The 12,983-nt window shown below is 44.0% G+C and carries 12 protein-coding genes; 7 read left to right on the top strand and 5 right to left on the bottom strand.

The window, feature by feature from the left end:
• Nucleotides 1-17: 17 nt before the first annotated feature.
• Nucleotides 18-2,207, top strand: coding sequence for a solute carrier family 23 protein (locus P255_RS11565; protein ID WP_035365501.1), 2,190 nt, complete (start codon nucleotides 18-20; stop codon nucleotides 2,205-2,207).
• Nucleotides 2,208-2,275: 68 nt separating this feature from the next.
• On the opposite strand, the gene P255_RS11560 is transcribed toward P255_RS11565, so the two are convergent.
• Entirely contained in the window at nucleotides 2,276-3,064 is a 789-nt protein-coding gene (locus P255_RS11560) for an IclR family transcriptional regulator (RefSeq protein ID WP_004902451.1), read from the bottom strand.
• A 428-nt stretch (nucleotides 3,065-3,492) separates the two neighbouring features.
• Between P255_RS11560 and P255_RS11555 the strand changes: the two genes are divergently transcribed.
• Genes P255_RS11555 through P255_RS11545 form a run of 3 tightly spaced genes read left to right on the top strand, consistent with a single transcriptional unit; the run spans nucleotide 3,493 to nucleotide 6,815 of the window.
• Nucleotides 3,493-5,559 (top strand): FUSC family protein, encoded by a 2,067-nt coding sequence (locus tag P255_RS11555; RefSeq protein WP_004902449.1) that lies wholly within the window; start codon nucleotides 3,493-3,495, stop codon nucleotides 5,557-5,559.
• A 2-nt stretch (nucleotides 5,560-5,561) separates the two neighbouring features.
• Entirely contained in the window at nucleotides 5,562-5,768 is a 207-nt protein-coding gene (locus P255_RS11550) for a DUF1656 domain-containing protein (RefSeq protein ID WP_004902446.1), read from the top strand.
• A gap of 30 nt (nucleotides 5,769-5,798) precedes the next feature.
• Nucleotides 5,799-6,815 (top strand): HlyD family secretion protein, encoded by a 1,017-nt coding sequence (locus P255_RS11545; RefSeq protein WP_004902444.1) that lies wholly within the window; start codon nucleotides 5,799-5,801, stop codon nucleotides 6,813-6,815.
• Nucleotides 6,816-6,916: 101 nt separating this feature from the next.
• Here P255_RS11545 and ruvX read toward each other — a convergent pair whose 3' ends face one another.
• The 3 genes from ruvX to recN form a co-directional block, all read right to left on the bottom strand.
• Nucleotides 6,917-7,354, bottom strand: a complete 438-nt coding sequence (gene ruvX / locus P255_RS11540) for a Holliday junction resolvase RuvX (RefSeq protein ID WP_004902442.1) — start codon at nucleotides 7,352-7,354, stop codon at nucleotides 6,917-6,919.
• Complete coding sequence (locus tag P255_RS11535) at nucleotides 7,347-7,901, bottom strand: YqgE/AlgH family protein (RefSeq protein WP_004902440.1); 555 nt, start codon at nucleotides 7,899-7,901, stop codon at nucleotides 7,347-7,349. The genes ruvX and P255_RS11535 overlap by 8 nt, the downstream gene beginning before the upstream one ends.
• 93 nt (nucleotides 7,902-7,994) lie before the next feature.
• Nucleotides 7,995-9,671, bottom strand: coding sequence for a DNA repair protein RecN (gene recN, locus P255_RS11530; RefSeq protein ID WP_004902439.1), 1,677 nt, complete (start codon nucleotides 9,669-9,671; stop codon nucleotides 7,995-7,997).
• Nucleotides 9,672-10,260: 589 nt separating this feature from the next.
• Between recN and ppnP the strand changes: the two genes are divergently transcribed.
• From ppnP to P255_RS11515, 3 genes are all read left to right on the top strand, one after another.
• Complete coding sequence (gene ppnP, locus P255_RS11525; protein WP_004749847.1) at nucleotides 10,261-10,584, top strand: pyrimidine/purine nucleoside phosphorylase; 324 nt, start codon at nucleotides 10,261-10,263, stop codon at nucleotides 10,582-10,584.
• A 106-nt stretch (nucleotides 10,585-10,690) separates the two neighbouring features.
• Nucleotides 10,691-11,440, top strand: coding sequence for a 23S rRNA (guanosine(2251)-2'-O)-methyltransferase RlmB (gene rlmB / locus P255_RS11520; protein ID WP_004902437.1), 750 nt, complete (start codon nucleotides 10,691-10,693; stop codon nucleotides 11,438-11,440).
• An 18-nt stretch (nucleotides 11,441-11,458) separates the two neighbouring features.
• On the top strand, nucleotides 11,459-12,382 hold the full coding sequence (locus P255_RS11515; protein WP_004902434.1) for a DMT family transporter: 924 nt from the start codon (nucleotides 11,459-11,461) through the stop codon (nucleotides 12,380-12,382).
• On the opposite strand, the gene coaE is transcribed toward P255_RS11515, so the two are convergent.
• Nucleotides 12,374-12,982, bottom strand: a complete 609-nt coding sequence (coaE, locus tag P255_RS11510) for a dephospho-CoA kinase (protein WP_004902433.1) — start codon at nucleotides 12,980-12,982, stop codon at nucleotides 12,374-12,376. The genes P255_RS11515 and coaE overlap by 9 nt on opposite strands.
• Nucleotide 12,983 lies beyond the last annotated feature (1 nt).

The following is a 12,983-nucleotide window of genomic DNA, read 5'->3' as shown; positions in this document are numbered from 1 at the left end:
ATTTTAGACGGTTATTTATGAAAACAATGTTTTTAGATCGGAAGTTTTATCCGAGCGATTTAATGTCAGGTTTGGTGGTGTTTCTGGTGGCGTTGCCGTTGTGTTTAGGGATTGCTCATGCATCGGGAGCGCCGTTGTTGTCAGGTGTGATTGCAGGTGTGATCGGCGGAATTGTCGTCGGTGCATTGAGCGGTTCACATATTAGTGTTTCAGGTCCTGCTGCGGGTTTAACCGCGATTATTTTGACACAGCTCATCGCGCTGGATGGTCAGTATTCGGCATTTTTGCTGTGTGTGATTTTGGCAGGTCTGCTACAAATGCTCTTTGGCTGTTTAAAGCTGGGCAGCTTTGCCAATTTTGTCCCGACCAATGTGATCTTGGGTTTGTTGGTGGCGATTGGTTTAATTCTCATGATCAATCAGTTACCGAACCTGTTTGGTTTGCATATGGCAACGATCAAACAGTTGGGGCTGCAAAACTTCCCTCAGGTTTTGCAATATATTGATGTGGGCGCAGCCATGATTGGTGTACTGTCCGTCGCATTGATTTTGCTATGGGATCAAACGCCTTTAAAGAAGTTGCAGTTGCCATCGGCATTGGTGGCGGTGGTGTTTGCAGGCGTTCTGAACTGGTTGTTGATTCAGTCTGGTTCAAGCTTTGCGGTAGGTAATCAGCATTTGATTGATTTACCGAGTTTGTTTTCTTCGGAAGAGAAAATTTTTTATTTTCCAGATTTTTCTTACTGGAATAACCCGCAAATTTATGTGGGCGCGGTGACGCTTGCCGTGGTTGCATCGTTGGAAACTTTACTGAATCTGGAAGCTGCCGACAAAATGGATCCGCAAAAGCGCAGTTCGCCGCCAAACCGTGAATTGCTGGCGCAGGGGATTGGGAATACCTTGTCGGGTTTTGTGGGAGGAATGCCTGTGACTTCGGTGATTGTACGCAGTTCGGTCAATGCCACCAGTGGTTCCAAAACCAAAGTGTCGACCATTTTTCACGGCATTTTGCTGATTATTGCGATTCTGTTTTTAACGCCCTTGCTGAATGTTGTACCGCTGTCAGCACTGGCAGCGATTCTATTACTCACAGGTTATAAACTGGCACAGCCGAAGCTGTTTATTCAGTTGTACCAAAAGGGCTGGAAGCAGTTTCTTCCGTTTATTGTGACCATTGTTGCAATTCTGCTGACCGATTTGCTGATCGGGATCATGATCGGCTTAGTGTTGAGTGCGCTATTTATTTTGCATAGCAATATGCATAGTGGTGTCAAAGTGATTCATGAAAAGCATTTGCATGGCAATTTGACGCGGATTGAACTGGCGCAAAATGTCAGCTTTTTAAACCGCGCTGCGCTGTTGTCTGTACTCAACAAAATTAAGCGCCATGAAACGGTGGTGATTGATGCCAGTAACACTGTATATATCGATCCTGATTTGTATCAGGTGATTCAGGAGTTTCAGCAGGATAGAGCCAAGCAACAGCAGATTGATCTGAAGCTGATTGGCTTTCAGGCACATTATCCCGAATTGCATGAAGATGATGTGATTGATGTCGATGTCAGCACTCGTGAAATGCAGCAGCAACTCACGCCTGAACTGGTTTTGCAAAAACTCAAAGATGGCAATCAGCGCTTTGTTTCGCAACAGCGTTTGCAACACAATATTGCCCGACAAATCCAGATTACTGCCAAATATGGACAGCATCCGATTGCTGCAGTATTAGGTTGTATGGATTCGCGTGCTCCGACGGAAATGCTGTTTGATGTTGGCGTAGGCGATCTGTTTAGTTTGCGCATTGCGGGCAATATTGCAGGTGAGAAAGTACTTGGTTCACTGGAGTTTGCTTGTAAAAGTAAAGGTTCTCGGCTGATTGTGGTTCTTGGGCATACGGATTGTGGTGCAGTAACGGCAGCATGTCAGATGCATCAGCAGCAACTCGATGTCAGCCAAGCTCAAAATACACCGAACATTCAATATGTACTGAAACCGATTATGTCGGCAATTGATACAGTTAAAAATCAGATGACCGATGATCAGCTAGGACGCAGTTTTATTGATGCAGTGACCATGATGAATGTCAAAAACAACATGGCGTATATTCTGAAACATAGCAATGTGCTACGTGAAATGGTCGAGAAGGGTGAAGTTGGAATTGTCGGCGCAATTTACGATGTGAAAACGGGTCAAGTTGATTTTCTAGAGTAACCACGAGATCTTATCTGATGCAAGCAAGGCGGATGTTTACATCCGCCTTGTGATTTTTAAAAAGTGGGTTAGTCGCGATGAGACTGCTGTTCGACCTGTTCGGCAAGACTTAAGTATTTTTTCTCAATTTCCGTAGCATGTTCTTTCAACGTCTGAATAATTTTTTCCAGATTGACGTATTCAAAGCGGTTTTTAGAACCAACAACCGTTAGGGCAACAGGTGCAATTTTGCTGGAATATTTAATCGGTACGGACAAGCTTGAATATAGCGGATTGACTTCACCTTGAGAAAAATAATAACCCTGCTTTTTAATTTTCCGCATGTGCTGAATGAACTGGCTTTCGTCCTGAGCAAAACCGACTGTGGCAAGTTGTGCTGCATAATGCTCATAGAAGTTGTGCAAGCCTTGTTTGTTCATGTGCGCCACAATAATTTTGGGTGAAGCACCCATATAGACAGGGCGTGGGCTACCTCGACCATACGACACCAGTAAGTTGCCTTGAAAAGACTCATCATGAATGTCGATACAGTAATCATGGTTTAGGAAAGTGAGTAGGCAACTGAGTTCGGTATGCTCAACAATATCTTTCATATACGGAATACTGACTTGCACCAATGGGTCAGTTGTACGTGAAATATAGTCCAGTACCGCAATTTTCGGTCCAAGGGTATAGTCACCTGAAGTACCGCTAATACGTTGCAATAAATCTGCTGACACCAGCTCTTTTAAGTAACGATAGCTTGTCGGTCGGGACAAACCGAGTTCCTGACTAATAATATCGACATTGATGACATGTCGAGAAATCGAGAATAAATCTAAAACGGTTAAAATTTTACCAAAGCTCGTAACAGCCATAGAGAATAGATTTCCCAAGAATAAAGGTGGCAAAGTCGTTATATTTTATAAAACGGTACATCTTTTCGCATAAAAAAAACATAAGATGTTTGTATAAAATAACATAAATTATCAAATTAAGATATTAGTGTTGACGAATATGTTTTTTTTTGAAAAAATCGGCAAACCAAATATCGAATGAAGACGTTAAATTGCATCTTCTTTGCATGAAACGAATTCAACTCTTTGCTTTCTTGCACCTCAAACAGGCAAGAAAACCTCCGACCAGATACAGCGCCTGTAGAAAAGCCTATGGGTTAAGTATGCTATGGCATTGTGACAAATCATGCATTTGCTGTTTGTTGAGCAAATGTTAGAGCTTTATTGTCTTTTATTTGAGCAAAGAGTGATACATCATCAAAATCTAACCGAGTATTCGAGAGATATGCATGTTGCTCTATAAACAGTTGTTGGCGTTTCGTCCTTCAAAAATGGATTTTATCTTTGCGGTAAAAACCTTTATTGCAGGCATGTTGGCACTGTATCTCGCCTTTTGTTTAGATTTAACCTATCCCATGTGGGCCATCGGCACCGTGATGATTATTGTCAATCCTTACTCGGGAATGGTGTCCTCCAAAGCGATTTACCGTTTATTGGGTACTGCTGCAGGGGCAGTGGTCGCAACGCTGATTACCCCCCATTTAATCAATACGCCATTTTTGTTTATGTCCGTTTTGGCTGCTTGGGTAGGCTTCTGTTTATATATCTCTTTACTAGACCGCACACCTCGTAGTTATGTTTTCATGCTGGCAGGTTATACCACCGCCATGATTGTATGTAACTCGATTAATAGCATTGAAACCGTGAGTGTCTTTGACATGGCACTGGGACGCGTACTTGAAATTTCGCTGGCGGTCGTTTGTACGGCGGTCGTCTTTGCCACGATTTTCCCTGTGCATCTGGGACCGGCCATTCAGCAGCGGGTTGATAAAACCTTAAATGATACTCGCCAGATTTTTCAGAAAATTTTAACTGAGCATATTGCTGACAATAACTATACCCAGTTGCTCGGTGCAATCACCAGTGATATTGCAGATATACATGCTTTGGCAGCACACTTGGCCTATGAAAAAGGCGAACTGCAAGGAATGACCAAGCCGATTCAGGAGTTACTGCATCAGGTCACCATGATTGTTTCGAATCTGACAGCAACAGCAGAACGCATTCGTCAGCTCAATGCCATTGATGCCCATTATCAGCAAGGGGTGCTGACCTTACATCAACACATCCGAGCATTCATTCAAAGTAAAATAGATGTTCAAGAATCTGATTTAACTGCATTACCTGCCGAATTTGAACAGGATTTTCAGCATCTGCATCAGCTGGCACGCCCCGAACAACAGATCATACTGGATGGTCTGAAAATGGATATTCGCCATCTGATTCAAAATGTTTTTACAGTGAAACTCATTTGGCAATTAATTCAACGTGGTGACAAGCATATTCCTGAATCAATCGCGACTTTGACCACCAGTTATCCAAGTTTGCATCGCGATCATGGTATGGCACTGCGTGGGGCACTTGCAGCGATGGTGGCAATTCTTGTGTCGTTTTCGCTGTGGGTGTATAGCGGCTGGAGTGCAGGTTACATGATGGCACAGCTGGCGGCAGTTTCAGCGTGTATTTTAACTGCAATGGATAACCCTGTTCCCGCACTTAAACTGTTTATTCGTGGCAGTATTTATGCAGGAATTTTAACGGTGATTTATATCTTGGGGATTATGCCTGAGGTCAAGGAATTCTGGCAGTTAGGGTTAGTTCTTGCGCCAGTCCTGATTTTCTTTGTCATGCTATATCCACATCCACCTTTGGCAGGTTTGGCATTGCCGACCATGGTGACGTTCATCATGAGTCTGAATTTGCAAAACCGTTATATTATTGATCCTGTAAAGTCCTTTGAAGGTTGTCTGGGGAGTGTAGCAGGTCCTATTATTGCGGTACTGGCTGTGTATTTTATTCGCGCCATTTCACCCGAACAAAGTGCCAGCCGAATTTTATCCCTCCACTATAAAGCCATGCGCGAAGCACTGTACTTGCCTTATGGGGTTGAATTCCGAATTCATTTACGCAGTATGCTGGATCGAATCGGCGTACTGAATACCAAGTTGGTGCAGTCTGCCGAGTTAAAGCAAGCCATGAATCTGGCGTTGATTGAAACCAGTGCCATTGTGGATTTGAGCCGCTTGGATGAGCTGGCGAATCGGGCAGAAACACCGACAGAATTGAAAACAGCGATTGGTGAATTGCAAAGCATATTAGACGACGCTTTTCGCAATCAGGAAAAGCAGTTGCATTTGGCAGAGAATATTCTTGCACAAGTCACACAGCAAATTACCCGCTTAGAACAACAACTTCAGCAAGAAACTCCAGCCGATATTGAGCAACGGTTACGCATTAGTCTTAACAATATCCGCAGCAGTATTTTTCATATTTCAACCACGCAGGCAGGGGCATAAGCATGGGTGAATTCAATCTATATGGTGTTTTTGTGCCGAGTCTGCTCATTCAGGCACTGATGGCATATATTGTTTTTATGCTAGTGAGTAAATGGACAGATCGCCTGATTCAACGTGACTGGGTTGCCTTTCCAGGCATATTTAACCTGAGTTTGTATATGGTTTGTCTATTGCTGACACACTGGGTGTTTGCTCAGTTTTCGTATTAATTTTAGGTGATGAACATTTAGGATAAAGTTATGAATTCGTTTGATGCACGTAAAGTCGTTCGACCTATCGTGACACTGGTGACATTGCTCATCGCAATTTATGCCGCGGTGCATTTGTGGGATTACTACAATGCCGAGCCATGGACACGTGATGGTCGTGTGCGTGGTGATGTGATTCAGGTGTCTTCTGATGTTTCTGGGTTAGTGACCGATGTGTTGGTACAAGATAACCAGACGGTGAAGAAAGGTCAGGTCTTGTTCAAAATCGATGTTGCCCGTCAGCAACTGGATGTTGAACAAGCCCGTGCCGATCTTGCCAAAGCGAAAGCAGGTCTGGCACAAATGCAGGCGAATTTGCTGCAAGCCAATGCAAATTTGGTGAAATCACAAGCCAATACTCATCTGGCAGAAAAAAATGCAGAACGCTATTCGAGTTTAATGGATGGTGCGGTGTCCAAACAGGAACAGGATCAAATGTTTGCCACACGTGATCAGTCACATGCCGAAGAAGGTCAGCTCAAAGCGGCAATTGAAGAAGCCAAAGCCAATATTCAGCAGCAAAAAGCAGCGGTTGATGTTGCTCAAAGTACCTTAAATCTGGCAGCCTTGAATTTGCACCGTTCACAAGTGGTTGCACCAGCAGATGGAACCTTGTCGAACTTTAGTTTACGTGCAGGCAGTTATATCAAAGTGGGTGATAATGTTGCCGCATTGATTGACCGTAAACAATTGTATGTGGTGGGCTATTTTGAAGAAACCAAACTCAATCGTATTCATTTGGGTGATCATGCCACCATCCAGTTGATGGGTGATTCACAAAAAATTAAAGCACATGTGCAAGGGGTCGCTTCGGGGATTGATGACCGTGAGCGTTCAACCAGTTCAAATTTGCTGGCAAATGTAAATCCGACCTTTACTTGGGTACGTTTGGCACAGCGTGTACCTGTCAAATTTATTTTGGATGAAGAGCCCAAAAATACATTGGCATTTGTGGCGGGGCGTACTGCAACGATTCACATTTTAGAGAATAAGCCTGCCAAAAAATAAGCTGGTCTTTGGGCACATCACCTAAACTTTGACTTTGTCTTATTTTCCCAATAAAAAACCTGCATTAGATTGCAGGTTTTTTATGTCTTGAATTTCGAGTTTTAGGGTGTGATTCCTTCGGGTTCACGATACCAGCTTTCCAGTAATAAGCCTGCTGCAAGGCTATCGGCAGCCACGCGTTTGGCGCGCCCTTGACGCTGAAAGGCACTGAGCTCTTCACGGGCTTCACGTGTGGTCAAACGTTCATCCAGCATCCATGTCGTAATGTTGGTTTGATGGCGTAAGCGGCGGGCAAATTTGCGTGCGCGCATGGATAAATCAGATTCTGAATCATCCATATTTAAAGGAAGCCCCACCAGAAATACATCTGGCTGCCATTGCTTGACCAGTTTGAGCAACTCATTCCAATTGGGAATACCATCTTTCATGGGAAAAAGAGGGAGGGGATTCACATTCTGAATCGCCGACTGACCCACGGCAATGCCCATTTTTTGTGTGCCGAAGTCAAATGCCATAAGGGTTTGCATGGTTTCAGGCATGACCAATCTCGGAGGCAAGCCAGTTACGATCAATGCCGATTTTTTTATAGGCAGCGTCCCAACGGTCAGTGTACGGCAAGTTAAAAATCAGATCCATATCGGCATCACACATCAGCCAGTCACCGCGGGCGATTTCTTCTTCAAGCTGGTTTTTGGTCCAACTGGCATAGCCCAACGCAATCTGATAACGTCCAACGCCTTCATTGTGAGCAATCGCATCTAAAATATCTTTGCTGGTGGTAATACACAGATTTTCACCAACCGCAATTGAGGAATGCCAGACGGGTTGTCCAGTATGTAAGACAAAACCTGCCTCAGGGCGTAGTGGTCCGCCTTGTAGCACCTCGTGCGGTTGTACATTGTCTGCGTCAATTTCCAGGTCATTGAGTAATTCTTTAACCTGAATCCCTGCAGGGCGATTAATAATAATTCCCTGTGCACCATCGGCATCGTGGCGTGCCAAATAAATCACGGTGTTGGCAAAAAAATCATCTGCCATATCAGGGGGAGCAATGAGACAACGATGCGTCAAATATTGTTTGCTCACCTAAGCCGTTCTCCTAAAATCTAGTTGTTCAATGTTATATTGAGACCTTTTATCAACATACAAGAGTAAATCGCTTTCGCCAATAGTTTTTACTCAGGATTTTTCGATCTTCGTGTGCTGAAATTTCAATTGGCGTAACTGCTTGGCATGTTGCAAGGTGGTGTCATTGATTTCAACCCCACCTGTCATACGTGCCAGCTCCTGAATACGCTGCTCTTCGTTCAGGGCAAAAATGGTGCTGCTGGCAGGGTCGCTTTGTTGTTTTTGAACCAGTAAATGATGATCGGACTGTGCAGCAACCTGCGCTTGATGCGTAATACATAGAATTTGCACATGTTGAGCCAGATCTGAAAGTAAACGCCCAACAATTTCGGCTGTACCACCGCTAATCCCGACATCAATTTCATCGAACACCAAGACTTCGGCATCGGTTTTTTCAGCGTTCATGACTTGCATGACCAAGGCAATCCGTGACAATTCACCACCTGAGGCAACACGAGCCAGCGGCTGTGCTGGAATGCCTTTGTTGGCAGTAAATAGTAGTTGAATGAAACTTAGCCCCTCAGCATTGGGTTGTTCCAGAGGTTCAAACTTAAATTCAAAATAGGCTTCGGGTAATGCCAATGGTTTGACTTGTTCGGTGAGTAATTTGGCAAGTGGTCCTGCTGCATCACGACGCTGCTGATCGAGTTGCTCTGCCAAAGCCAGAAATTCCTGTTCGGTTTGCTTCACCTGTTCGGCAAGGGTTTCAGGATCATCCAGTTGTTGTAGCTGCTCCAGTTCCTGCTGCCATGTGGCATATTCAGTATGTAGCTCATCGGGTTGGGTGCGGTATTTGCGCGCCAAGCGGTGAAAGATTTCAAGCTGCTGATTGAGCTGTTCCATGCGTTCAGGGGCAAAACTTTGACGGTCAATAAACTGGCGAAGGTTTGCTGTTGCATCTTCGAGTTCACTTTGTGCGTTGACTAGCGCCGTATAAATGTTAGAGAGTTGCTCACTGCGTCCGACGTGGTTTTCAAAGCGGCGTACTACACTTGCCAGTTCCTGAGTCAGGTTTTGCTCAGCTTCATCAAGTACATTTAAACCATAAGCACAGTCCTGCATGATGTGTTCATGATGGCTGAGCCGATCAAATTCCTGCTCAATTTCGGCATAGTTGTACTGCAAGGTATCTTCGAGCTCTTCAAGTTGCAGCTCAAGGGTGGCAATCCGTTGCAGGCGCGTGGCTTGAGCGTGTAAGGCATGCTCATGCTGACGAATGGCTTTTTGCCATGCGCTGTAGGCATCGCGTACGATTTGGGCAGGTTCAGCAAAGTTGCTATAACGGTCGAGCCACTGTTTTGGGTAAGGCGGCTCAAGCAGTTGTTGCTGACTGTGCTGACTGTAAAGCTGAACCAGCAAACGCCCGAGATCTTTAAGTTCTGCCAGACTGCTTGGACGTCCATTAATCCATGCCTTACTGCGTCCTGTGGCAAAAATCACCCGACGTAGATGAATCTCGCCAGATTCATCAGCCAGTTCATGTGTCGCCAGCCACTGTGCTTCGGCAGAATGTTCTGCGTAGCTAAAAATGGCAGTGACATCGGCTTTATCTGTACCATAACGTACCATATGGCTGTCTGTACGTTCCCCAAGACAGACAGAAAGTGCATCGAGTAGCAGGGATTTACCCGCACCCGTTTCTCCCGTGAGGACATGAAAGCCTGCTTCAATATCCAAGGCTAAATGATCAGCCAAAGCAAAGTTAATCAGAGTTAAGTGAGTCAACATATATGGACGCATCCAGACTGCGAGAAATGATGTTTGAAATAAATGAGTTTTTAAGTCATAACGGCTTCATCTTTGACAACGATCATACAAAACATCTTGGCACTGTAAACAAGATTTTTATATCAATCTGCAATTCGTACAGTAAAACAGCCAGTTTGGTATAGGATTTGCTAATTTAATCTGAGTTCAATAGGAACTGTATAGAAAGAACAGGGTGTGCAAAAACCGCTATTCTATGTTTGAGGTCAGGGCTGCATTGTTAAAGTATTGTTTCTCAATGCATTAAAAGGATGATGGTATCTGACAAAGTGTGCAAGAGGGTTGTCTTTGTGCAGCGATGCTATTCATTTTGAAAGCCTTGTAAAGTTGCATTTCTCAGGTCGAGCTAAGGGGATCAATCCTGAGATAATAATCAAAACAGTAAGGCTTGGTCATTATGATTTATTTTTTTTCAATAGGTTGAGTAAAATTTTTCATCTAAATCCATGTGAATTGACATTAAAATCAGATGATGATTGATTCAAACCGCAGCCCTATTTAAACTAGATCCACGTATTTACAATAAATGCACATTATTTGGAGAATATGCATGTCTGCTCAGTATGATCATGTTTCGGTCGTAAAAAAATCAAATGTTTATTTTGGTGGTTTATGTATTAGCCATACGGTTCAATTTGAAGATGGCACTAAAAAAACACTTGGTGTTATTTTACCAACAGAACAGCCACTTACATTTGAAACGCATGTTCCTGAACGTATGGAAATTATTTCAGGCGAATGTCGCGTAAAAATTGCAGACAGTGAAACTAGCGAGCTTTTCCGCGCAGGACAATCATTTTATGTGCCAGGCAACAGCAAATTCAAAATTGAAACCGACGATGTACTGGACTATGTTTGCCACCTAGAAGGTTAAGCAAATCACGGTAAAATCCGTTAAACTATGCTCATCATCAATCCTGTAAAGTTGGCTTTGCAGGATTTTATTTTTTTATTTGTATCGTTTTTGAGGTCATCCGTTCATGGCAAAACCAGAATACTATTATGGCGTACATTCAGTGGAATCACTGTTGGAACTTGAGCCAGAACGGGTACTGACTTTATTTACCCTCAAAGGGCGTGATGATCAGCGTTTGCAGCGTATTTTGCAGTTGGCTGAGCCGTTTGGAATTAGTGTGCAAAAAGCCAGCCGTGACAGTTTGGAAAAACTGGCAGGTTTGCCTTTTCATCAAGGTGTGGTGGCCGCTGTACGTCCACATCCAACTTTAAATGAAAAAGACCTTGATGAGTTGCTTGAGCAGCAGCCAGATGCACTGTTGTTGGCACTTGATCAGGTGACTGACCCACATAATTTGGGCGCATGTATTCGTACTGCTGCCGCAATGGGCGTGCAGGCAGTGATTGTGCCGCGTGACCGTTCTGCAAGTTTAACGCCAACGGCACGTAAGGTTGCTGCAGGTGGGGCAGAAAAAGTGGCGTTTATTCAGGTGACGAACTTGGCACGTACTTTGGCGCATATCAAAGACCAACATCATATGCGTGTGGTTGGCACCATGCTGGATGAAAAAGCATTACCAATTCAAAAATTTGATTTTACTGGTGCAGTAACGATTGTCATGGGGGCAGAAGATACGGGTTTACGTCCGATTACCCAAAGCCAGTGTGATCAAACGGTTTATATTCCAATGGCAGGTAATCTACAAAGTTTAAATGTCAGTGTGGCGGCTGGTATGGCACTCTATGAAGCTTGCCGCCAGCGTAATCTCGTTTAAGTCAAGTTTGAGCTGCTAATGACTGTACGTACCCAAGGGTATTTATTTGTTGCCATTACCATGTTGATTTGGGGTGGTTTCACCATCTTTTCCCGACTGAATGCTGGTTGGCATATCAGCGCATGGGATATTTGTGCGCTAAGATTTACCATCGGCTTTACAGTTTTAATGCCGATTTTAATCTGGCGACGCGAAACTGCATTTTTGTGGAAAAAAGAGCCATTTATTTTAGGGTTACTTGGTGGAGTTGCATACTGCCTGACGTCGTATTCGGCGTTTCATTATGTGCCTGCAGCGCACGCTGCGATTTTCCTCAATGGATGTATTCCATTATGTACCGCAGTTGCTGCTTATCTATTGTTTAAGCAACCTTTTGATAAACACACCTGGATCAGCCTGATCATTATGCTGGGTGCAATTTCAGTCATGAGTCTCATGATGTATGAACAGACGCATGTTGCCCTGAGTATTGGTGATGGCTTATTTTTCCTGTCTGCCATTTGGTGGGGTATTTTTACCGTATTACTGAAACACTGGAAATTATCCGCTTGGCAATCCATGAGTGGTGTGGCAATTTGGTCGGCACTGATTTATTTGCCAATTTATATCCTGTTTCTGCCAAAACATTTTCAGGAAGCCAGCCTGATGCATTTAGCGATTCAAGGCTTCTTTCATGGCATTTTGGTTGTGATCGTTGCAACCCTGAGCTATGTTGCAGCCATTGAGCGTTTAGGCGCATTTAAAACGGGCAGTATAGTGACGCTCGCCCCATTTATGGCGGCGCTTGTCGCCGTGCCACTTTTGGGTGAACCCCTAAATACTGCAATGATTTTTGGACTGGTTGGTATGGGGGTGGGGGCGTTACAGCCTTGGCGCTGGTTTAACCGTAAAGACCCATTGCAACAGCAACTAAATGCACAGAAAAAAACAGCCTCACATTGAGGCTGTTTTTTTTGCATAGTTTAAATATTGCTGATGCAAGGGTTCGAGTTGTGCATATAAATGTGCAAGCTCTCCATCATTAACCACAATATCATCGGCGCGTTGTTGTTTTTCTTCACGTGGCATTTGATGTGACATAATGGTTTGAATATGCTGATGTGAAATTTGATCACGCTGAGTCGCTCGGTGTAATTGTAAATGCTCTGGTGTGTCAATCAGTAGATTACGTTGTGTCAGATGGGTTTGCCCTGTTTCAAATAATAGGGGCGATACTAAAATCACATAAGGACTTGCAGCAGTTTGTAGCTGCTGGATGATGCTTTGCCGAATTATGGGGTGTGTAATATTTTCGAGTGTCTTTTTCGCATCGGGATGCTGAAAAATATACTCACGTAAAGCACGGCGATTCAGTTCACCATTTTCCAAAATGACCCAGTCACCGAATTGCTGTTGAATTTGTAGTAGGGCAGGTTGTCCAACTTGTACCACTTCACGTGCAACCACATCGGCATCGACCACTTGAATGCCTTGTTTAGTAAACCAGTCGCTGGCAACTGTTTTACCACTACCGATACCACCTGTGAGACCAATCACATACATC

The sequence above is a fragment of the Acinetobacter brisouii CIP 110357 genome, from assembly GCF_000488275.1.
Lineage (GTDB): Bacteria > Pseudomonadota > Gammaproteobacteria > Pseudomonadales > Moraxellaceae > Acinetobacter > Acinetobacter brisouii.
This window is presented reverse-complemented; position numbering and strand designations above follow the sequence as displayed.

Bases quoted from the DNA above. Each gene is read 5' to 3' on its own strand.
- P255_RS11565 (WP_035365501.1), top strand. From the start codon at position 18: ATGAAAACAATGTTTTTAGATCGGAAGTTTTATCCGAGCGATTTAATG.
- P255_RS11560 (WP_004902451.1), bottom strand. From the start codon at position 3,064: ATGGCTGTTACGAGCTTTGGTAAAATTTTAACCGTTTTAGATTTATTC.
- P255_RS11555 (WP_004902449.1), top strand. From the start codon at position 3,493: ATGTTGCTCTATAAACAGTTGTTGGCGTTTCGTCCTTCAAAAATGGAT.
- P255_RS11550 (WP_004902446.1), top strand. From the start codon at position 5,562: ATGGGTGAATTCAATCTATATGGTGTTTTTGTGCCGAGTCTGCTCATT.
- P255_RS11545 (WP_004902444.1), top strand. From the start codon at position 5,799: ATGAATTCGTTTGATGCACGTAAAGTCGTTCGACCTATCGTGACACTG.
- ruvX (WP_004902442.1), bottom strand. From the start codon at position 7,354: ATGCCTGAAACCATGCAAACCCTTATGGCATTTGACTTCGGCACACAA.
- recN (WP_004902439.1), bottom strand. From the start codon at position 9,671: ATGTTGACTCACTTAACTCTGATTAACTTTGCTTTGGCTGATCATTTA.
- ppnP (WP_004749847.1), top strand. From the start codon at position 10,261: ATGTCTGCTCAGTATGATCATGTTTCGGTCGTAAAAAAATCAAATGTT.
- rlmB (WP_004902437.1), top strand. From the start codon at position 10,691: ATGGCAAAACCAGAATACTATTATGGCGTACATTCAGTGGAATCACTG.
- P255_RS11515 (WP_004902434.1), top strand. From the start codon at position 11,459: ATGACTGTACGTACCCAAGGGTATTTATTTGTTGCCATTACCATGTTG.
- coaE (WP_004902433.1), bottom strand. From the start codon at position 12,982: ATGTATGTGATTGGTCTCACAGGTGGTATCGGTAGTGGTAAAACAGTT.